The organism is Oceanobacillus sojae (assembly GCF_007991515.1).
In the GTDB taxonomy this organism is placed as follows: Bacteria; Bacillota; Bacilli; order Bacillales; family Amphibacillaceae; genus Oceanobacillus; species Oceanobacillus sojae.
In genome coordinates, this window is record NZ_BJYM01000007.1 from 21634 (window position 1) to 43185 (window position 21552).

Consider the following 21552-nt stretch of genomic DNA (forward strand, 5'->3'; position numbering starts at 1 on the left):
GAGGGGATGACCCGGTATGAGTAGTAATAAAGCGTATCAAACCTATCAAAATAACTCTGTAAATACAGCATCTGGCGGAGAGCTGACATTGATGCTCTATAACGGCTGTATTAAATTTATAAAACAGGCAATGAAAGATGTGGATAATAAAGATTTTGCTGCTAAGAATACGAATATCCAAAAGGCGCAGAAAATTGTTAATGAACTGATGGTGACTCTGGATATGAAACTGGATATTTCCCATCAAATATTGCCATTGTACGACTACATGCATAACCTTTTAACGGAAGCGAATATAAAGAATGATATAGAAAAATTAAAAGAGGCACTCGGCTACGCAGAAGAATTTCGTGATGTCTGGAAGCAGGTTATTCTCAAAGATCGTCAGCAGAAATTTAAACAAGGTGCTTCCGTCTGATGAACCGGATACTGCCTATCTACCAAATAACAGAAAGCATGCAGCAGTTATTATTACAAGATATTGATTCCCATAATCGAGAAGAGGTAATTGGTATATTTCAGGAGAAAATAGAAGAGAGAGGGCAGCTGCTGGAAGCAATTGAGCCTCCTTATACAGAGGATGAAGAAAAACTCGGCCGGACAGTTGTGCAAATGAATAAAGGTATCGAGCAAAAAATGAAATATTTATTTTTGGCATTAAAGAATGAAATGAAACAGGTGCAGCAGCAAAAGAAATCAACAACGAGCTATTCTAACCCATATAAAAATGTACAAAACATGGACGGGATGTTCTTAGATCAAAAAAAATAGAAAATTAAACTGTTCTAAAAAAGAGGTAATTAGTATTTATTAAACTGGTTATCTCTTTTTTTGTACATTAGAAATCAATACTTTTTCTAAAAATAAAAGTCATTATTTATTCTGATTCAAATTTTGTCAAAAAATCTTTGAGCTTTTCAAGGCTTGTATATAAAGGGCTTAAAGTAATTTGATAGAAAGCGTTTACTAAAAAATAGAGGTTTAGAGAAGAGAAGTTTGTGAAATAGTGCTATAATATATTTATAAAAGTATAGAAGGAGGACACTTACATGAAATTTAATATCAGAGGCGAAAATATTGAGGTTACAAGCGCTATTCGAGAGTATGTTGAGAAAAAGATCAGCAAACTGGAAAGATACTTTGATTCCGCTCCGATTAGCGATGTGCATGTAAATTTAAGTGTCTATAATGATGAACAGCGAATTGAAGTTACCATTCCGATGACAAATCTATTACTGCGTGCTGAGGTACAGCATATTGATTTATATGCTGCTGTAGACTTAGCGGTAGATAAATTAGAGAGACAAATTCGCAAATATAAAACTAAAATTAATCGTAAATTTAAACAAAATGGTTCACCAAAGCATGCTTTTGCAGAATTGGAAAAAGAAGCCAGATTAGCTACTGAAGAAAATAATGAAAATGATATTGAAATCGTACGTACAAAACGTTTTAATTTAAAACCAATGGATTCTGAGGAAGCAATTTTACAAATGGATATGCTTGGACATGCTTTCTTCGTATTTACAAATGATCAATCCGGCGAAACAAACGTTGTTTATAAACGCCGTGATGGAAAATACGGTTTGATTGAACCGCATGTTTAAATAAAAATATAAATATACATTGATAAAGAGCAGTGCACCTTTCATAAATGGTGCACTGCTCTTTTTACTGGCTTTAAAAAGTGAAAAGTCGTTTTTACATGCTTTTAATTACTAATCTAATTGTAGAAAACAGTTAAATAATATAGAACTATATCAATTCACGTAAATTTGTCGAAAAAAACATCAAAATAACTTTTTAAAGCTATTTTTGCGAGAAATAGTCATTATTTGCTGTCAAAATGACAATTACCCCTGGGCAAATTGTCATTTTGTATGTCTGAAAACGTCATTTTGCTGATTCGCAGGGAAAGAAAGGATATGATATAAACAAATTAGAAAGAAAAGGAGGCAGTTTAATGCAGTATATCAACCAGCGATTATTGAATGAACTGGAACAGCGTGTTAAGCAGCAGGAACATACTATTCAACAGCTATTACGTATTGTAGCTAACCTCAACAAAAATGTAGTACAACTATCCTCTGAACAAAAAGAAAAAATACAAAAGTAGTAATTTACGTACTACTCTACGCAAGGCTTCCACGCAAGATCGCCTCATTCAGAACTGAAATAATCGTTTCAGTTCTTTTTTTATACTTGAAGCCTGAAAATCATTTGGAAGCCTGCCTTCATGATAGAATTTAATTATGGTGAATAAGACGGGGTATGTAAGTTGTCATAACGGTTTAGGAAGTGTTATGATATTAATATTGACCATTGCCTATAAGAAATGGTAAATTAATTAGCTATTGATATCATTAACTTTACACAATGGTATGTTATATATTTTATTTATACTACAGATGATAAACTAAATAGTGTTTATAAGAAATAAAAAGTTTCAATTAACTGAGGAGCGTTCATTATGGCAGGAATTTTAACAAAGATTTTTGGTGACGGAAATCAAAAACAAGTGAAGCGTATCGAAAAACAGGTGGATCAAATTGAAGCATTAGAGCCTGAAATGGAGAAGCTTTCAGATAATGATTTGCAAATGAAAACAAATGAGTTTAAAGAACGGATTGCAGATGGAGAGGATTTGGACAATCTTCTGGCAGAAGCATATGCTGTTGTCCGGGAAGCTTCAAAACGAGTGCTCGGAATGCGCCCATTCCGTACACAATTAATTGGTGCAGTAGCTCTGCATAACGGAAATATCGCTGAAATGAAAACAGGGGAAGGGAAAACGTTGGCTTCAACAATGCCAGCGTATCTTAATGCACTTTCTGGTGAAGGCGTGCATATTATTACGGTCAACGATTATTTAGCTGATCGTGATGCTAAGGTGAATGGAGAATTGTTTGGCTTTTTAGGATTAACTGTCGGTTTAAACCATAATGGTCTCCCTAAGGAAGATAAGCGTGCAGCTTATCAGGCTGATATAACCTACGGAACAAATAATGAATTTGGTTTTGATTATTTAAGAGATAATATGGTGCTGTACAAAGAACAAATGGTGCAGCGTTCATTAAACTATGCGATTATTGATGAGGTCGACTCGATTTTAATTGATGAAGCCCGTACACCATTGATTATTTCCGGGTCAGCAAAAAAATCTGCATCTCTTTATCAGCAGGCAGACCGATTTGTGCGTACCCTGCAAATAGAATCAGATTATACGTATGATGTGAAAACAAAGGCAGTGCAGCTGACAGAGCAGGGTATTGATAAAGCAGAAAAATTCTTTTCTATTGAAAACTTATTTGATTTATCACATGTTTCCTTGACGCATCATATTAATCAGGCTTTAAAAGCACATGTAGCTATGCATAAAGATACGGATTATATGGTGGAGGAAGGCGAAGTCATCATTATTGACCAGTTTACCGGTCGTAAAATGAAGGGTCGCCGTTATAGTGATGGTCTGCATCAGGCTATTGAAGCAAAGGAAAATTTACAGATTCAAAATGAAAGCATGACATTAGCTTCTATTACCTTCCAAAATTATTTCCGGATGTATAAAAAGTTGGCCGGAATGACTGGTACAGCGAAAACGGAGGAAGAAGAATTCAGAAGCATCTATAATATGGATGTTATTGCTATACCAACGAATCAGCCGGTTGAAAGAGACGATCGGGCAGATCAAATTTATAAAACCATGGAAGGTAAATTTAAAGCTGTTGTAAATAATATAAAAGAGCGGCACGAAAAAGGCCAGCCAGTACTGGTTGGTACAGTAGCAGTTGAAACTTCGGAATTAATCTCGCAAATGCTGAAACGCGCGGGAGTAAAGCATGAAGTATTAAATGCAAAAAATCACTTCCGTGAGGCTGAAATTATTGAAAATGCCGGTCAAAAAGGTGCTGTAACCATTGCGACCAATATGGCCGGGCGCGGAACAGATATTAAACTGGGTGACGGTGTCAAAGAGCTTGGAGGTCTTGCGGTAATTGGTACGGAACGGCATGAATCACGCCGTATTGATAACCAGCTGCGCGGTCGTTCTGGTCGTCAGGGAGATCCGGGTATATCACAATTCTTCCTATCTATGGAGGATGAGCTGATGCGCCGCTTTGGGTCAGATAATCTGAAAGCAATGATGGAAAGACTTGGTATGGATGATGACCAGCCAATTGAAAGCAGAATGGTATCCCGAGCTGTAGAATCCGCCCAAAAGCGGGTTGAAGGAAATAACTACGATGCACGTAAAACTGTCCTGTCCTATGATGATGTGCTCCGCGAGCAGCGTGAGATTATTTATAAGCAGCGCTTTGAAGTAATTGATTCTGATACTAACCTTCGTGAAATCATTATAAATATGATTCAATCTACGGTAGAGAGAATTGTCGGTACACATACACAGGACAATGATGAAGATAATTGGAAACTGGATGCAATTGTCGAGTATGTGGAAGGTAACTTGCTAGAACAAGGCGATATTACAGCAGCTGAGCTGAAGGATAAAGAAGCAGCAGAATTAACAGGCATTATTATGGAGAAAGTTAACGGCCGCTATGATGCAAAAGAGGAAGAACTTACACCTGAGCAGTTTGCTGAATTTGAAAAAGTTATCTTACTGCGTACAGTTGATACGAAATGGATGGATCATATTGATCAAATGGATCAGCTGCGCCAGGGTATTCATTTACGTGCGTATGGACAGAACGATCCGTTGCGTGAATATCAAATGGAAGGCTTCACTATGTTTGAAGAAATGATTGCAAGTATTGAAGAAGAAGTCTCCAGATATGTCATGAAGGCACAAATTCAAGAAAATCTGCAGCGTCAGGAAGTAGTAAAAAATACACAAGCTGTTTCCGGCGGTGGAGAAGGCCAGAAGAAGAAATCAAGAAAGCCTATTGTAAAAAATAATACAGTTGGCCGAAATGATCCTTGTCCTTGCGGCAGTGGGAAAAAATATAAAAATTGTCATGGCAAGCAATAATCTGGCATAGACAATGAAAAGCTGTAAATGATGTTAGAAGAATCAACAACTGGATGAAGGAAAACTTCAAGACAATTACTTTTCATAAAGCGAAACTTCATTTTCTGTTTTAAGAGGAGAAGTTCGGACGGTTATCCGTGATTAAAAGGAAAAGGAATCTGGATTGCGGCCCTTTATCCAGTTGTTTTGATTAACAGTTATAATTTTAGGTTTTACTAGGAGGAGTCAGTTTATGGAATTAAATGAAATTAAACAAGAGCTGGAAAAAATAACTTCACGAGTTGAAGAGTTCAGGGGGTCTCTTTGACCTCGAACAGAAGAAAGCACGAATTGCTGAGTTAGAAGCGCTTATGTCTGACCCGTCATTCTGGGATGATCAGAACCAGGCGCAGACTGTTATTCAAGAATCTAACGGCTTAAAAAGCTATGTTGATTCTTTTGAAGAGATCCATGAAACATTAGAAAATCTGGAAGTTTCTTATGAACTGGTTAAAGAGGAAAATGACCAGGAATTATTTGAAGACTTACAGTCAGAGCTTCAGGAATTTAAAGACCAGGTAAATAAATTTGAGTTACAGCTCTTATTAAGTGAGCCTTATGATGCAAATAATGCAATTTTAGAACTGCATCCTGGAGCGGGCGGTACAGAATCGCAGGACTGGGCAAGTATGCTGTTGCGTATGTATCAACGCTGGGCTGAGAGTCATTCTTTTTCCGTAGAAACGATTGACTATCTTCCTGGAGAAGAAGCAGGCGTGAAGAGCGTTACGCTATTAATTAAAGGACATAATGCATATGGATATTTAAAAGCAGAAAAAGGAGTTCACCGGCTTGTTCGGATTTCTCCGTTTGATTCGTCGGGCAGACGACATACATCTTTTGTATCCTGTGATGTTACTCCAGAGATGAGTGATGATGTTGATATCGAAATAAAATCAGAGGATATAAAAGTGGATACGTATCGTGCAAGCGGTGCTGGCGGGCAGCATGTCAATACAACAGATTCGGCTGTACGAATTACCCATCTTGCAACAAATATCATTGTTACATGTCAAAATGAACGTTCCCAGATAAAAAACCGGGAACAGGCTCTGAAGATGTTAAAATCAAAGCTTTATCAATTGGAAATCGAGAAGCAGAAGCAGGAATTAGCTGAAATTCGTGGAGAGCAGATGGAGATTGGCTGGGGAAGTCAAATTCGTTCCTATGTTTTTCATCCGTATTCTATGGTTAAAGATCACAGGACAGATGTAGAAACTGGGAATACTCAGGCTGTTATGGACGGCGAAATAGATATGTTTATTGACGGCTATCTTCGTGCGCAAATGTAATAAAGCTAAATTGTCCTTTTTTGTACAAAATGATCCCTTCAGAGTAAGACATAAAGAAGATATACTAAAAGTAACAACCAGCAGGGAGGGATGAGAAAATGAAAAAAGGAATAACTGCACTGTTTTTAAGTGTGCTTATTGTTCTTGGAGCCTGCGGTAACGCGGATGATATTCGTAATGCTGATGAAGATTTAGAGGCTGGGGAACAAGTATATCGCAATAATTGTGCTTCTTGTCATGGAGCTGATCTTTCAGGGAATGCCGGTCCATCACTGGTTGATGTCGGCTCGAAATATTCCCAGGAACAAATTGCAGATATAGTTCAAGAAGGTATCGGCGGTATGCAGCCGCAGCAGCATGTAGAAGGAGAAGACCTGGAAGAGTTAACTTCGTGGTTATCCGAACAATAATATTTGACAGACATTTGCCTTGTTGCAAGTGTCTGTCAGCATTTTTATATTTTTAGCTGAATCCTTATTTTGAACAGCTGGGTGTTATAAAACATCAGCTGTTTTGGTTATTAGCCGGATAAACTTGTTTTTGATGTCTCTTCCTCTTATTGTCATCCTATTAAAACTGCTATCTATTTGATGACATATACTTCGTTTTTTCCTCCTATTTCTTAAGTAATTGTAATAGTCATATCTACTTAAATTTTCATTTTATCTATAATAAAAAATCTATATCTTGCCTTTTTTACATGTTAAAGTTTCCCGAAATTTTACAGAAACAGTATTTCGACACAGTAAAAATTTTAGCTGAGTTTCTTGCATGCCTCGGTTAATTTCAATTGATAAAAGTGCTGCGGTTTAAACTGGCTTAGTAATAACAAAAGCTTACTCTAGCACAGATAAACTCTGCCCCTTTCCTAGACAGGTTTCTCAAGTTCTCTTTGTCTGTTTATTACAAGGATTGTCGAATTGAAATGAAAATGTAATACGATTTTTTCATCATAAAATACCAAGAGATGTTATAATTATTTTTGTTCGTTTAATTCTATTTAAATGAATTTAATTAATATGAAAAAGACAGAGATTAATAGCAGTATGAAAAATATATCGAACTTTATAATAGATGCAGCGAAATATGCCTTTTTTTGTGCTTTAAGAAAGAAGACATAAGTCAGATCAGGTTATGTCATGGACTGAAATAATAAATTAAATTGGGTGGTCATGAAATGATAACAATGGAGAATGTATCCAAAACATATAGTAATGGTGTAACAGCACTGAACGATATTAGTGTACATATCGATCGTGGTGAATTTGTTTATATTGTTGGCCCAAGCGGAGCCGGTAAATCATCATTTATTCGATTGATTTACCGGGAAGCAAAGCCGACAAAAGGAAAAATAATTGTGAGTGATCGGGATTTAAGCAAGTTAAAGGAAAGACATATCCCCTATTTACGCCGGGATATAGGCGTAGTCTTTCAGGACTTTAAGCTTCTGCAAAAACTGACAGTCTATGAAAATGTGGCGTTTGCTTTAGAAGTAATAGAAACACCGCCAAGAACCATAAAACGCAGAGTACAGGAAGTTTTGAAGCTGGTAGGATTAGAAGAAAAGGAAAAAATGATTCCAAGCGAATTATCAGGTGGGGAACAGCAGCGTGTAGCAATCGCACGGGCAATTGTAAATAATCCTAAGGTTGTTATAGCGGATGAACCGACAGGAAACCTGGACCCAGATACTTCGTGGGAAATCATGAAGGTTCTGGAAGATATTAACTCAAAAGGTACAACCATAATCATGGCAACCCACAGTAAACATATTGTTAATACAATTAAACGTCGTGTCATTGCAATTGAAGATGGGGTTATTGTACGAGATCAACAGCGGGGTGACTACGGCTATGAAATTTAGAACATTGTTAAGACATATACGTGAAGGTACCAAGAATATATTCCGGAATGGCTGGATGACATTTGCTTCGATCGCAGCTGTAACAACAACCTTAATTCTGGTTGCAGTCTTTTTAGCCCTGGTTCTGAACCTTGACCAGATGGCTAAAAATATCGAGCAGGATGTTCAAATCAGTACTTTGATTGATATGACAGCAGATGAAGATCAAATTGTCGAACTTGGTGAAGAAATTGAACAAATAGATGGTGTAGCAGAGGTGCAGTTCTCTTCTAATGATAACGAGCTGAGTAAATTAGTTGAGAGTATGGGAGATGAAGGACAAGCATGGTCTATGTTTGAACAGGATAATCCGTTAAACCATGTTTATATTGTAGAAGCCAGTATTCCGGAAGAAACCGAGGTTATTGCTGATCAAATAGAAGAGCTGAATAATGTAGAGAGTGTATTATATGGAAAGGAAGTTGTCGAACAGCTTTTCCAATTTAATAATTATGCGAGAGCAATTGGATTGGCATTAATTATAGCTCTAGTATTTACGGCAATATTCTTAATATCTAATACAATTAAGATAACTATTATAGCCAGAAGTACAGAAATTGGGATTCAAAAGTTAGTAGGAGCAACAAATTCATTTATCCGCTGGCCATTCTTTGTTGAAGGGGCTTTATTGGGAATTCTCGGTTCTCTGGCTCCGGTAGCGGTTATACTTGGAGGCTACTACTATATATATAATAATTTTGCGAATGTAGTTAATTTCCGATTTGTAGAACTATTGCCGTTTGATCCATTCGCTTGGCAATTATCAGGAATGGTTCTTCTAATCGGTGCAGTAATAGGTGTTTGGGGAAGTGTGATGAGCGTACGTAAGTTCCTGAAAGTATAAGGATGATAGATAAAGAAAGTTTATTACCGTAAATCATCTGTAAATTTTTTGGTTCAGGTCAAATGGACGTTTACACTCAAGAGTTAGATGAATATTTGTAGTTTCATTCAGTGTAAGTAGTATAAAAATTTTCACTGAATGAAACTTCATTTTATTTTAAATAAGTATTATCAGAGGGACAAAATGGCGGTAAAGCTATTGAAGCAGTCATTTTCTAAAGCCAGAAACAAAATGGAGAGGGGAACAACATATGAGAAGCTTGAGAGCATTAGCATCAGTAAGCCTAGTTACTTTGCTCGCAGTGACAACACCATTACATTCTGTTTCAGCAGAGTCTGTAAAAGATGTGGAAGATGAAATTAGTGAATTAGAAAAAGAAAAGTCTAATCTGGAAACAGAAAAAGAAGAGGCAAAGAAAAAGAAAGAGGATTCTGAAGAAAAGCTGGAATCTAATCAACAAGAGCAGAATGAGGTTGAGAGTGAAATTTCATCAATAGATGAAGAATTAAATCAGACGCAATCCGACATTACTGCAAAAGAGAGTGAAATTGAGGAAACGAACCAGGAAATAGAGAGCCTCAACAACGAAATTGAAGAGCTGTCCAACCGTATAGAAGAATTAGGGGATGAAATAAAAGACTTAGAAGAGCGAATTGAAACCAGAGACCAGCTCATCAAAGACCGCCTCCGTACCATTCAGCAGAATGGCGGGGAAATCCAATACTTAGAAGTGATATTTGGAGCACAAAATTTTAGTGAATTTGTGTCCCGGAGTACAGCAGTCAATACGATAATGGATCAGGACAGATCTATTTTAGAAGAACAGGCAAATGATAAGGCTCAACTGGAAGAAAATAAAGAAGAAGTGGAAGCAAGCAAGGTAACTGTTGAGGAAAATAAAGTAGCTGTCGAAGAAAATAAGGCGGCACTTGAGGGGCAGCATGAGGAGCTGCTTGCATTAGAAGAGCAATTAGATGAACAAATTTCTGATAAAGAAACTTTATTAGCTGACTTAGAAATTGAATATAATGATATTGAAGAAGTAAAATTAACTGCTGAAGAAGAACAGCAGCTGATTGACGCTCAAGCAGAAGCAAAACAAGCGGCTTTAGATTCTGCACAGAGTAAAAAAGCAGAAATAGAGCAGAAGGAAGCAGAAGAAGCGGAACGTGCCCGGGCAGAAGCAGAAGCTGAGGAGCAGCGCAAGGCGGAAGAAGAGCGTAAAGCTGAGGAAGAACGCCAAAAAGAAGCGGAACAACAAGAAGATAGCGAAGAGCAAACAGAGAGTAATTCAAGTGAGTCTGAAGGCAGTGAATCCTCTGATGAAGAAGAAAGTGAAAACGATGTACAGGTAGCCAGCGGTTATACAGCTGAAGCAGAAGTGAAAACAGAAACAGAGACAGCAAGTGAATCAGTTCCAAGTAACAGTTCCGGGTTTATCCGCCCTACTTCTGGACCACAAACCTCTCCATTTGATCCTAATCGGGTACATCCAATTCATGGAGATGTCCGGCCTCATAATGGGATGGATTTTGGACAAAGAGGAGAAGCAGATAAAGTGATTCGTGCTGCAGCAGATGGTGTTGTTGCTTACACTGGTACAATGAGCGGTTATGGGAATACAGTTATGGTAACTCATAATGTAAATGGTCAGGATTATACTACTTTGTATGCTCATTTATCAAGCTTTACTGTATCTAACGGACAAACAGTAAGCCAGGGAGATCAGATTGCTGTGATGGGGAATACAGGAGGATCTACCGGTGTCCATCTCCATTTTGAAATTCACCCTGGAGGGTACAAGAATCCTGTTGATCCATCAGGTTATATAAATTAATTCATTGCGTAGTTAATAGAATAAAGAAATCTATCAAATGGAAATCCGAACTAGTATTCAAACCCCTTTCATAGGAGTTTGAATCAGTTCGGATTTCTTGTTATTAAATAAAGGACCAGCGGCTTTCTACTACTGTCTGGAATTGCGGTTTGGTATTCGGACAAAAAGAACAGGAATTTCAAATAAAGTGTTTCTTATGGATGTTTGTTTAAAATCATAGTCATTCGCTTCATAACATGATATGCTTTTCTTATTAGAAAATAAAAAATACCATTTTATCATAGAAACTGTTTGTAAAGCTCCTGTTTTGGGTTGAAAAATGGTTTTGTTTAGTAATCTCGGTCTACTTCCATAGAAGGAAGTTTTGTTTTATCTATCAGGGATTATTTCTTTTAAGATAACAGGTATAATGGAATTGTGAAGGTCAGCCGTTTTTTCATAATACCTGCTATATATTAATTATTCAACTTCAAAGGTGAATGGAAGCTTTTGAAGCATTTAAAGAGGTGTAGAAAGAAATGAAGCTTAATCAATCTAAGATTATACTGATATTAATAGGAGCCTTGCTTATTGGGCTTTTAGGCGGTTACGGCGGAGTGAAGCTAGCCCAAAATCAGGGTGACAGCTCTCCTTTAGAGATAACTGATACAGAAACATCCGACAATGAAGGAGAAGGTACAGATGCTGATTTGCCGGCAGATTTAAACAAAATTTCGCAAACCTTTGATTTGATTAAATCAAACTACATTGAGGATGTTGATGATAACGAGCTGGTAGAGGGTGCTATAGAAGGTATGCTTTCTACACTGGAAGATCCGCACACCTCCTACTTAGACAGTGAAATGATGCAGCAATTTAACGAACAGATTGAATCATCCTTTGAAGGAATCGGGGCAGAAGTCAGTGAGGTAGATGGTTATATTACGATTATTTCACCAATGAAGGATTCTCCAGCAGAAAAAGCCGGGTTGCGTCCAAATGATCAGGTCCTAAGTGTGGATGGAGAAAGCGTTGAAGGATTAAATGTGAACGAGGCTGTTGCTAAAATTCGCGGGGAAAAAGGTACGGATGTTGTTTTAGAGATACAGCGTTCAGGCGTTTCAGATCCATTTGAAGTAACCATTCAACGGGATACGATTCCTGTTGAAACAGTATATAGTGAAATAAACAGTGAAAATGGCAAGGATACTGGTGTTATTCAGATTACCAACTTCTCAGAGCACACCAATGAAGAGTTTACAGAGCAGCTGGCTGATTTAGAGGATCAGGGTATTGACGGTCTTGTCATTGATGTCCGCGGAAATCCGGGAGGTTTATTAGATGTTGCAGAAGATATTCTAAAGCAGTTTGTCCCTAAAGACATGCCATATTTGCAAATAGAGGATTCTGATGGAAACACAGAAGAGTTTGCATCAGATTTAGAAGAGGAGAAGGATTATCCAATCAGCGTGTTAATTGATGAAGGAAGTGCATCTGCTTCAGAAATTGTCGCTGTAGCAATGAAAGAGCTTGGATATGATATTGTTGGAGAAACCAGCTTTGGAAAAGGTACAGTGCAGCAGGCTATTCCGCTAGGCGATGACAGTTCTATTAAAATGACAACCTATAAATGGTTATCTCCGAACGGTGTATGGATTGACGGTGATGGTGTGGAACCGACCGTCGAACAGAAACAGGATGATTATTACTATTCCATTCCAATTCAAGTAACGGATGATGAGCCGCTCACCTTTGACCATACAAGTGAAGCAGTAGCTAATATGCAGGTAATGTTATCCGGTTTAGGATATGACACAGGAAGAACAGATGGTTACTTTAATGAAGAAACAGAAAGTGCTGTAGAAGATTTCCAGGAAGATAATGATTTGGAGGTAACCGGAGAAGTAGATGAAGAAACCGGGGGCTTAATTGAAACACAAATTATTGAAAAAATCCGTTCCGGAGAAGATGATGAGCAGCTGGAACGATCTTTGGAAGAGCTTTATCAATAAATGAAACTTGACTTCTTGATAGAGAAATATTTGTTCATCCATCATGCTATGATGGATGAACAAATTTTAACGTATAAAATGTATTCGCGAAGAAGGTGAAGAATATTGGTGGAAGAATGGCTTATTGAACTGGCAAAAGGTATAGGGAAGTTCTTTCTGAATCCGGCGTTATACTGGTTTTTATTTATATTAACCATGGCAAGTTATTTCCGGATTAAACGGGAGCGGTATGATTTCGGAATAAAAATATATCCGAAATTTATTGAATGGCATCGGACTTGGCTTGTTTCATTAATTAGCGGCATACTTATATCTGCTGTAATTATTGGAGTCGGCATGGTGTTCTCCTATGAAACACTTTTCGTATTAGCACTCAGTTTTATCGTTATAAGTATCAGTACCCGTTTTACGCTGTTGTCTCCAAGCTATACGCTGGGACTGACATTTTTGATTTTATTTTTTGCACCTTATGTACTCGACATGCAAAATTGGTTTGATTACTCTCTGCTCTATGAACGCAGTCTTCCTGCTTTGGCAGTCCTGGCCGGATTATTGCTTTTTGTAGAGTCTCTATTAATTAAACGTGTTGAAAAACAAGATTTATTTCCGAGAATTCAGCTGAGTGACCGGGGTGTCTGGGTAGGAGAGCAGCAAATCAAACGATTAACGGTAGTACCGCTGCTTATGCTTGTGCCTGAAGGGTTAATCACTTCTTTTGCACCTTGGTGGCCGTATTTATCAATAGGGGAATCTTCTTTAGGTCTGGTGCTCATTCCCTTTTTAATTGGCTTTAACTATAAAGCAAAAGGCCATTTCCACCAAGATGCTATTTACAAGCTGGCAAAGGCGAATACATTTTTGGCAATTGGCATTTTCCTTATTGCTGTCGCAGGAATATTTATTCCATATCTTTCTCTGACTGCAATTATCCTTGCAATCATAGGAAAAGAATATTTGAACTATCGATATAGAGAAGGAGACCGCTTACGACGGCCGTATTATCAGCCGCATCCAAAAGGCTTGCGGGTTGTGGGGATTCTCCCGGGAAGTCCGGCAGACAGGCTGGAGATAGAACCTGGTGAATCTATCTATAGAGTGCACGGGAAAAATGTACAGACAAGCCAGGCTTTTTATGAAGCTTTACAGCGAAGCGGGGCTTATATTAAATTGGAAGTCTTTAATCATGATAATGAGATTCGTTTCGTACAATGTTCCCTATATGAAGGAGAGCATCATTCCTTGGGCTTTCAATTTGCTGAAGAGCCTTATAAAGCAAGAAGAGATAAAAAAAATAATAATGCGTCCTAAAATAAGAATGCTTGAAACGGTGATTACAACCGGGTTCAGGCATTCTTATTTCATTATAAAATGTAAATCAGGATTGAAAGATTGACAGAAAGGCTATAATGAAAATAGAGGCTATTAAATCGATTTTTTTAATTCCTGATTAAATTCTACAGATGATAAATCAAATAGCGTTATTATATAAAAAGCTCGGACTATGATGGAGTGATTAATTTAAGACCATTGGAAACGATACTGCGGTATTCCAGTATTACTAATGACCTGCATTAATTTATAAATACTAAAAAAGATATATAATTTCTTAAAAAACAAGTCGAATACTTGTTCGTTTTTTAAGAAAAGGATATAATAGATAATAGCTATTGTAAGGAACGGAGGAAATAGGATGAAGGAGCATTTTGAATTAGTTTCTGCTTATGAGCCGGCGGGAGATCAGCCGGCGGCAATTAAAGAAATTGTAGAAAAAATACTTGCCGGGCAGCATCATCAGACCTTACTTGGTGCCACCGGGACGGGAAAGACATTTACCATGTCCAATGTCGTAAAAGAAATTAACCGGCCGACACTTGTTATTGCACATAATAAGACATTGGCAGGACAGCTTTACAGCGAGTTTAAGGAGTTTTTTCCAAACAATGCTGTAGAGTATTTTGTAAGCTATTATGATTATTATCAGCCGGAAGCTTATGTGCCTTCTACGGATACTTTTATTGAAAAGGACGCAAGTATAAATGATGAAATTGATAAATTGCGTCACTCTGCTACATCAGCACTATTTGAAAGAAATGATGTATTGATTGTAGCAAGTGTATCGTGTATCTATGGCTTAGGTAACCCGGAAGAATATAAAAGTCAGGTACTTTCTTTAAGGCTTGGCATGGAAAAAGAAAGAGATCAGCTCCTGCGCGAATTAGTAGATATTCAATATGCAAGAAATGATATTAATTTTCAGCGTGGTACATTTCGTGTGCGTGGAGATTCGGTAGAAATTATTCCTGCTTCTCACGAGGAGCATTGTATCCGGGTGGAATTTTTTGGAGATGAGATTGATCGGATTCGGGAAGTTGATGCATTAACCGGTGAGATTATCGGTGACCGTGAGCATGTCGCTATTTTCCCGGCATCCCACTTTGTTACCCGTGAAGAAAAAATGAAAATTGCCATTAAAAATATTGAGAAAGAATTAGAAGAACGGCTGAAGGAATTAAATGATGCAGGAAAACTGCTGGAAGCCCAACGTCTGGAACAGCGCACGAATTACGATTTAGAAATGATGCGGGAAATGGGATTTTGTTCCGGAATTGAAAACTATTCACGTCCTTTAACATTACGTGAGGCAGGAGCCACACCGTATACATTGCTGGATTTCTTTCCAGAGGACTTTTTAGTGATTATTGATGAATCCCATGTGACATTGCCGCAGATTCGTGGTATGTATAACGGAGACCAGGCGCGGAAACAGGTTTTGGTTGATCATGGATTCAGGTTGCCTTCAGCAATGGATAATCGTCCGTTGCGCTTTGAAGAATTTGAAGAAAAAACCAATCAGCTTGTTTATGTTTCCGCAACGCCAGGTCCATATGAATTAGAGCATTCACCAGAAATGACAGAACAGATTATCCGTCCGACAGGTTTATTGGACCCAGTGGTGGAAGTTCGGCCTATTGATGGACAGATTGATGATTTAATTGGTGAAATTAACAAACGGACAAAGAAAAATGAACGTGTATTAATCACGACCTTAACGAAGAAGATGTCAGAGGACTTGACAGATTACTTAAAAGAAATAGGGATGAAGGTTGCTTATCTGCATTCTGAAATTAAAACTTTGGAGCGGATCGAAGTTATTCGTGATTTGCGTGTTGGAAAATATGATGTCCTTGTCGGGATTAACCTCCTGCGGGAAGGACTGGATATACCAGAAGTATCTCTGGTTTCAATCCTGGATGCTGATAAAGAAGGCTTCCTCCGTTCAGAGCGTTCCTTAATCCAGACTATGGGACGTGCCGCAAGAAATGAAAATGGTAAAGTTATTATGTATGCTGATAAAATTACGGATTCCATGCAAAAAGCGATTGATGAAACAGATCGCCGTCGTACTGTACAACAGGAATATAATGAAAAGCATGGTATCACTCCACAAACTATTCGTAAGGAAGTCCGTGATGTTATTCAGGCAACAGTTGCTGCGGAAGCACCGGAAGCATATGATTCTGAAACAAAACAAGTGAAGAAGATGACGAAGAAAGAAAAGCAGAAGGTTATCGAAAATATGGAAAAAGAAATGAAACAGGCAGCCAAAAATCTAGACTTCGAGAAAGCAGCAGAATTAAGAGATGTTCTCTTGGAGCTAAAAGCGGAAGGATGAATTTTTTATGCCAAGCAAGTCTATAAAAATCCAAGGTGCCAGAGCGCATAACTTAAAAAATATAGATGTCGATATCCCCAAAAATAAATTAGTTGTTCTTACAGGGCTTTCTGGTTCCGGGAAATCATCCCTCGCCTTTGATACGATATATGCAGAGGGACAGCGCCGATATGTAGAATCTCTGTCTGCATATGCAAGACAGTTTTTAGGACAGATGGATAAACCAGATGTTGATGTGATTGAAGGATTATCTCCAGCAATCTCTATTGATCAGAAAACAACCAGTAAAAATCCAAGATCAACTGTTGGAACGGTTACAGAGATTTATGATTATTTACGTTTACTTTATGCACGCGTAGGGAAACCGACCTGTCCGAAGCATGGTATTGAAATCAGCTCACAGACAGTGCAGCAGATGGTTGATAGAGTATTGGAATATCCGGAAAGAACGAAAATGCAGATTTTAGCTCCGGTGATTTCAGGAAGAAAAGGAGAACACGTTAAAGTATTAGAAGACCTGAAAAAACAAGGGTACGTGCGTGTCCGGATTGATGGAGACATGATGGAGGTAACGGACGATATTAACCTGGAGAAAAATAAAAAGCACTCTATTGAAGTTGTTATTGACCGGGTTGTTATTAAAGAGGGAATAGAAACCCGCTTAAGTGATTCCCTGGAAGCGGCGCTTAAATTAGGAGAAGGTAATGCGATTGTTGATGTCATTGGCGATGAGGAGCTCATGTTCAGTGAAAACCATGCCTGCCCAATCTGCGGTTTTTCTATCGGTAAATTAGAACCGCGCTTATTCTCCTTTAACAGTCCTTTTGGTGCATGCCCAAGCTGTGATGGATTAGGAACAAAACTTGAGGTGGATGTTGAATTAGTTATTCCGGATTGGGATAAAACACTAAATGAACATGCTATTGCACCTTGGGAGCCTATCAGTTCCCAATATTATCCGCAGCTTTTAAAGAGTGTCTGTGATCATTATAATATTCCGATGGATGTTCCTGTAAAGAATATTCCCGAGGAACAAATGGATAAAATTTTATATGGAAGCGGAAAAGAAAAAATTCATTTTCATTATGAGAATGATTTTGGAAGCGGGCGTACCAAGGATGTTGCTTTTGAAGGTGTTTTAAAGAATGTTGAACGCAGATACAAAGAAACTTCCTCTGATTTTATCCGTGAAACATTAGAGAAATACATGGCACAGAAAAATTGTCCAACATGTAAGGGACATCGTCTGAATAAAGAAGCGCTTGCTGTATTAATTGACGGGAAGCATATCAGTCAGATAACAGATTTCTCTATCCTGGAATCTATGGACTTTTTCAAACAGCTTGAATTGAGTGATAAAGACCGTCAGATTGCCCGTTTAATTTTGAAAGAAATTGATAATCGTCTTTCATTTTTAAATAATGTCGGCTTAGACTATTTAACGTTGTCACGTGCAGCAGGAACACTTTCTGGCGGGGAGGCCCAGCGGATCCGCCTTGCTACCCAGATCGGCTCTGCATTGACAGGTGTTCTTTATGTACTTGATGAGCCTTCCATAGGACTGCACCAGCGTGATAATGACCGTCTTATTGAAACGCTTAAACAGATGCGTGATTTAGACAATACGCTGATTGTTGTCGAGCATGATGAGGATACGATGCTTGCGGCAGACTGGCTGATTGATATTGGGCCGGGGGCCGGCGAGCATGGTGGTGAAATTGTTGCCAGCGGTACTCCAGAAAACGTCATGGCTGATGAGAATTCATTAACTGGCCGTTATTTATCCGGAAAAGAATTTATCCCTGTGCCGTCAAAACGGAAGAAAGCTGATAAACGTAAAATAAAAGTTACCGGTGCATCCGAGAATAATTTGAAAAATGTATCGGCTGAAATTCCAATCGGGTTGATGACAGTCGTTACGGGTGTTTCGGGTTCCGGGAAAAGTACACTGGTTAATGAGATTATCTACAAATCTTTAGCAAAAGAATTATATAAAGGAAAAGTGAAGCCCGGGAAGTACCGGAGCATAAAAGGAATCGAGCATATCGAAAAAGTTATTGATATTGACCAGTCTCCAATCGGAAGAACACCACGTTCCAATCCAGCTACGTATACAGGTGTATTTGACGATATTCGTGATGTGTTTGCACAAACAAATGAAGCCAAGGTAAGAGGTTATAAAAAAGGCCGCTTCAGCTTTAATGTCAAAGGCGGACGCTGTGAAGCCTGCCGCGGAGATGGAATTATCAAGATTGAAATGCACTTCCTGCCAGATGTCTATGTCCCTTGTGAGGTTTGTGAAGGAGCACGTTATAACCGGGAAACACTGGAAGTGAAGTACAAAGGCAAAAATATATCAGAGGTATTGGATATGCGTATTGAGGAAGCATTAGAGTTCTTCGCCGCAATTCCAAAAATTAAACGGAAGCTGCAGACTATTTATGATGTCGGATTAGGATATATTAAACTGGGTCAGCCGGCAACAACCTTATCCGGCGGAGAAGCTCAGCGTGTTAAATTAGCAAGTGAATTGCATAAACGCTCCAACGGAAAGACGTTTTACATTTTGGATGAGCCGACAACAGGACTTCATTCTGCTGATATACGCCGTTTGTTGGATGTCTTGCAAAGGCTGGTAGATAATGGGGATTCTGTCTTAATTATCGAACACAATTTAGATGTGATTAAAAGTGCGGATCATATCATTGATTTAGGTCCGGAAGGCGGAGACCGCGGCGGCCAGATTATTGCTAAGGGAACGCCGGAAAAAATCGCAGAGCAGGCAGATATTTCTTATACAGGGAAGTACCTTGGACCGGTGTTGGAAAGAGATAAAGCACGTATGAATGAAATGGTGAAAGAGAAGGTCAGCAGTAAATAGAGAAAAACTGGTCCATCTTTAGAGTATGATTTTGCTCTTCAGATGGATCTTATTTTATTGCGTAATAATGGACTACTTCATCATACATTTTTAATCCAATCAGAATACTTTGTTATAATAAAGGTTAAATAGATGACGAATGCAATGTAAATGTATTTTCAGAACAATATTTCTGTTCCTGAAAAGAAAGTTTTTATTTGGGTAAGCTATCTAATTGACGCTTGGTCTTCATTTCGATAGAGTAAAAGAATAGAATTGGAGGTTGAAACATGAAACCGATAGAACTAGAGAAAGTCCAGCAGGCACTGGACAGTTATTTGAATAAGGAAGTATATGTCCATTTAGAAACAACGAATGGGGCATATGCAAATCATTTAGACGCCAATGCATATACGGTTGGTGCATATATACGTAATTCAAAAGTAACATACAAGCAGGCAAAGATTATAGGAGAAGGAAATTCCTATCGTGTTGGTTTAAAAATGGAGCTTGGCTGGATTTACGCAGAAGGATTAACCGATTGGACCATTTATGAGGGAAACCAATTACTATTGGCTGGTCATGATAGGGAAGGGCGATTAATGGTAGCTTTAGAAGTCAGTGAAACGCCTTTTAAATGATAAAAATAAAAATGAGTGATATAGCTTGATTCTAGAAAGATAGGTGAATAAAATGGAGAAACATGTTGTAGTTATTTTTCCGCACCCGGACGATGAAGCTTTTGGCGCGTCTGGATCTGTCGCACAGTTCCGCAAAGAAGGTGTGCCGGTGACATATTTATGTGGAACGTTGGGGCAAATGGGGAGAAATATGGGGAACCCGACATTTGCTAATAGGGAGTCGTTGCCTGAAATTCGCAAAAAAGAGTTAAAACGTGCATGTGAAACGTTAGATATGGAATTGAAAATGCTCGGATACCGTGATAAAACGATTGAATTTGAAGATAAACAAGAAGTGGCAGATCATATAAGAGGTTATTTAGAAGAAATAAAACCATCTCTTGTGATCACACATTACCCCGGTTATGCAGTGCATCCGGATCATAATGCCTTAGGAGCTGCCGCTATTCAGGCAGTAGAAGATATGAACCCTGTAGAAAGACCAAAAGTATGGGCGCAAGCTTTTTCCAATGGTCATGAAGAAGATTTAGGAAGCCCAGATGTAATAAATGATGTCCGTGATACTTTTGATAAAAAACTGCAAACAATATTATCACATGACTCTCAGGTAGCTGGCATGTTCGGGTGGTATAAGCAATTGGATGAGTTAGATGAAGAAGTGAAAAACGAACTGATTGAAAATCAGGCAATGGAACGTTTTTATCTTTGGGATTTTGAAAAGAACAGCTCTAAATAATTGTTTTGTTTAAAAAGAATAGGAAGCGGGAAAATAGAAATGAAACTTTTTCATTTCTATTTTCGTATGAAAAGATAGAATGACACATATCCATTATTAAATAGATGACAAAACAGTTACCTGAGGAGGTACTTCCATGAAAAGATTATATCGTTCGGAAACAAATAAAATGCTTGCCGGTGTGCTTGGAGGATTAGGTGAGTATTTAAATGTGGATGCGACACTGCTCCGGATCATTTTCTTAATTCTGCTTATCCCGAGTTTTTCCACATTAGCGATTGTTTATGTAATTGCCGCATTTATTATGCCTAAGGGAGACGTGTATTAATGTTGCTTCGGGGGATTATTTCATTAGTATTAAATGCTGTGGCGCTGATAGCAGTTGCCCAGATCTTTGATTCTTTTCAGCTGGACGGTTTCGGTACGGCACTGTTAGCGAGTGTTATTTTAGCCATCCTGAATATGTTTGTGAAACCGATTTTGGTTATTTTGACATTGCCGATTACGGTGATTACATTTGGATTGTTTTTAATTGTTGTCAATGCGATTATATTGATGATTACGCAGGCGCTTATTGGACCTTCCTTTGTCATTGACGGGTTTGGTACGGCGTTTATCGCGTCGATTGTGATTTCATTGATTTCAATGATTTTAAACAGTGTTGTCCGTGACATAAGGTAAAAGGAAAGGTCAGGTTATCGCCTGATCTTTTTCTTATGAGCAAAATTTAATAGACGAGCCCACTG

18 protein-coding genes are annotated in these 21552 nt (G+C 38.2%); all 18 read left to right on the forward strand.

All coding sequences use genetic code 11. The features are described from left to right. Positions 1-16 precede the first annotated feature (16 nt). The 18 genes from fliS to OSO01_RS09385 all read left to right on the forward strand — a co-directional run bounded on the left by fliS (position 17) and on the right by OSO01_RS09385 (position 21487). Positions 17-418 carry a flagellar export chaperone FliS gene (gene fliS, locus OSO01_RS09305; protein WP_147210170.1) on the forward strand — a complete coding sequence of 134 codons (402 nt, stop codon included), beginning with the start codon at positions 17-19 and terminating at the stop codon, positions 416-418. Then, complete coding sequence (fliT, locus tag OSO01_RS09310) at positions 418-771, forward strand: flagellar protein FliT (protein ID WP_147210171.1); 354 nt, start codon at positions 418-420, stop codon at positions 769-771. The genes fliS and fliT overlap by 1 nt, the downstream gene beginning before the upstream one ends. A gap of 278 nt (positions 772-1049) precedes the next feature. Then, entirely contained in the window at positions 1050-1607 is a 558-nt protein-coding gene (gene hpf / locus OSO01_RS09315) for a ribosome hibernation-promoting factor, HPF/YfiA family (RefSeq protein WP_147210172.1), read from the forward strand. 356 nt (positions 1608-1963) lie between these two features. Further along, on the forward strand, positions 1964-2116 hold the full coding sequence (locus OSO01_RS23300) for a hypothetical protein (protein WP_156984888.1): 153 nt from the start codon (positions 1964-1966) through the stop codon (positions 2114-2116). Between the two features lie 354 nt (positions 2117-2470). Then, the gene (gene secA / locus OSO01_RS09320) at positions 2471-4990 is read left to right on the forward strand and encodes a preprotein translocase subunit SecA (RefSeq protein WP_147210173.1); all 2520 of its coding nucleotides are present in this window, start codon (positions 2471-2473) and stop codon (positions 4988-4990) included. Positions 4991-5222: 232 nt separating this feature from the next. Then, positions 5223-6321, forward strand: a protein-coding gene (gene prfB, locus OSO01_RS09325) for a peptide chain release factor 2 (protein ID WP_147210174.1) whose coding sequence is annotated in 2 segments (ribosomal slippage) — positions 5223-5285 and positions 5287-6321 — 1098 coding nt in all. Because the reading frame shifts where the segments join, the coding sequence is not laid out codon by codon here. Between the two features lie 98 nt (positions 6322-6419). Then, positions 6420-6731 (forward strand): c-type cytochrome, encoded by a 312-nt coding sequence (locus OSO01_RS09330; protein ID WP_147210175.1) that lies wholly within the window; start codon positions 6420-6422, stop codon positions 6729-6731. Positions 6732-7498: 767 nt separating this feature from the next. Next, positions 7499-8185 (forward strand): cell division ATP-binding protein FtsE, encoded by a 687-nt coding sequence (ftsE, locus tag OSO01_RS09335; protein ID WP_147210176.1) that lies wholly within the window; start codon positions 7499-7501, stop codon positions 8183-8185. Further along, on the forward strand, positions 8175-9068 hold the full coding sequence (ftsX, locus tag OSO01_RS09340; RefSeq protein WP_147210177.1) for a permease-like cell division protein FtsX: 894 nt from the start codon (positions 8175-8177) through the stop codon (positions 9066-9068). Before ftsE ends, ftsX begins: the two co-directional genes overlap by 11 nt. 250 nt (positions 9069-9318) lie before the next feature. After that, the gene (locus OSO01_RS09345; RefSeq protein WP_147210178.1) at positions 9319-10905 is read left to right on the forward strand and encodes a murein hydrolase activator EnvC family protein; all 1587 of its coding nucleotides are present in this window, start codon (positions 9319-9321) and stop codon (positions 10903-10905) included. Between the two features lie 518 nt (positions 10906-11423). Then, entirely contained in the window at positions 11424-12896 is a 1473-nt protein-coding gene (locus OSO01_RS09350; RefSeq protein WP_147210179.1) for a S41 family peptidase, read from the forward strand. 108 nt (positions 12897-13004) lie between these two features. Further along, positions 13005-14204: a serine protease family protein gene (locus OSO01_RS09355; protein ID WP_246145116.1), complete on the forward strand. Its 1200-nt coding sequence runs from the start codon at positions 13005-13007 to the stop codon at positions 14202-14204. Positions 14205-14586: 382 nt separating this feature from the next. After that, positions 14587-16569, forward strand: a complete 1983-nt coding sequence (gene uvrB, locus OSO01_RS09360; RefSeq protein ID WP_147210181.1) for an excinuclease ABC subunit UvrB — start codon at positions 14587-14589, stop codon at positions 16567-16569. Between the two features lie 7 nt (positions 16570-16576). Further along, positions 16577-19450 carry an excinuclease ABC subunit UvrA gene (gene uvrA, locus OSO01_RS09365; protein WP_147210182.1) on the forward strand — a complete coding sequence of 958 codons (2874 nt, stop codon included), beginning with the start codon at positions 16577-16579 and terminating at the stop codon, positions 19448-19450. A gap of 269 nt (positions 19451-19719) precedes the next feature. Beyond that, positions 19720-20070, forward strand: coding sequence for a YojF family protein (locus OSO01_RS09370; RefSeq protein ID WP_147210183.1), 351 nt, complete (start codon positions 19720-19722; stop codon positions 20068-20070). Between the two features lie 52 nt (positions 20071-20122). Continuing rightward, positions 20123-20806, forward strand: a complete 684-nt coding sequence (bshB2, locus tag OSO01_RS09375; protein WP_147210184.1) for a bacillithiol biosynthesis deacetylase BshB2 — start codon at positions 20123-20125, stop codon at positions 20804-20806. 136 nt (positions 20807-20942) lie between these two features. Then, positions 20943-21134: a PspC domain-containing protein gene (locus tag OSO01_RS09380; RefSeq protein WP_147210185.1), complete on the forward strand. Its 192-nt coding sequence runs from the start codon at positions 20943-20945 to the stop codon at positions 21132-21134. Then, positions 21134-21487, forward strand: a complete 354-nt coding sequence (locus tag OSO01_RS09385) for a phage holin family protein (RefSeq protein ID WP_077601948.1) — start codon at positions 21134-21136, stop codon at positions 21485-21487. The genes OSO01_RS09380 and OSO01_RS09385 overlap by 1 nt, the downstream gene beginning before the upstream one ends. Positions 21488-21552 lie beyond the last annotated feature (65 nt).

Excerpts from the sequence above, each read along its gene's own strand:
- fliS (WP_147210170.1), top strand. The coding sequence starts at position 17 with ATGAGTAGTAATAAAGCGTATCAAACCTATCAAAATAACTCTGTAAAT.
- fliT (WP_147210171.1), top strand. The coding sequence starts at position 418 with ATGAACCGGATACTGCCTATCTACCAAATAACAGAAAGCATGCAGCAG.
- hpf (WP_147210172.1), top strand. The coding sequence starts at position 1,050 with ATGAAATTTAATATCAGAGGCGAAAATATTGAGGTTACAAGCGCTATT.
- OSO01_RS23300 (WP_156984888.1), top strand. The coding sequence starts at position 1,964 with ATGCAGTATATCAACCAGCGATTATTGAATGAACTGGAACAGCGTGTT.
- secA (WP_147210173.1), top strand. The coding sequence starts at position 2,471 with ATGGCAGGAATTTTAACAAAGATTTTTGGTGACGGAAATCAAAAACAA.
- OSO01_RS09330 (WP_147210175.1), top strand. The coding sequence starts at position 6,420 with ATGAAAAAAGGAATAACTGCACTGTTTTTAAGTGTGCTTATTGTTCTT.
- ftsE (WP_147210176.1), top strand. The coding sequence starts at position 7,499 with ATGATAACAATGGAGAATGTATCCAAAACATATAGTAATGGTGTAACA.
- ftsX (WP_147210177.1), top strand. The coding sequence starts at position 8,175 with ATGAAATTTAGAACATTGTTAAGACATATACGTGAAGGTACCAAGAAT.
- OSO01_RS09345 (WP_147210178.1), top strand. The coding sequence starts at position 9,319 with ATGAGAAGCTTGAGAGCATTAGCATCAGTAAGCCTAGTTACTTTGCTC.
- OSO01_RS09350 (WP_147210179.1), top strand. The coding sequence starts at position 11,424 with ATGAAGCTTAATCAATCTAAGATTATACTGATATTAATAGGAGCCTTG.
- uvrB (WP_147210181.1), top strand. The coding sequence starts at position 14,587 with ATGAAGGAGCATTTTGAATTAGTTTCTGCTTATGAGCCGGCGGGAGAT.
- uvrA (WP_147210182.1), top strand. The coding sequence starts at position 16,577 with ATGCCAAGCAAGTCTATAAAAATCCAAGGTGCCAGAGCGCATAACTTA.
- OSO01_RS09370 (WP_147210183.1), top strand. The coding sequence starts at position 19,720 with ATGAAACCGATAGAACTAGAGAAAGTCCAGCAGGCACTGGACAGTTAT.
- bshB2 (WP_147210184.1), top strand. The coding sequence starts at position 20,123 with ATGGAGAAACATGTTGTAGTTATTTTTCCGCACCCGGACGATGAAGCT.
- OSO01_RS09380 (WP_147210185.1), top strand. The coding sequence starts at position 20,943 with ATGAAAAGATTATATCGTTCGGAAACAAATAAAATGCTTGCCGGTGTG.
- OSO01_RS09385 (WP_077601948.1), top strand. The coding sequence starts at position 21,134 with ATGTTGCTTCGGGGGATTATTTCATTAGTATTAAATGCTGTGGCGCTG.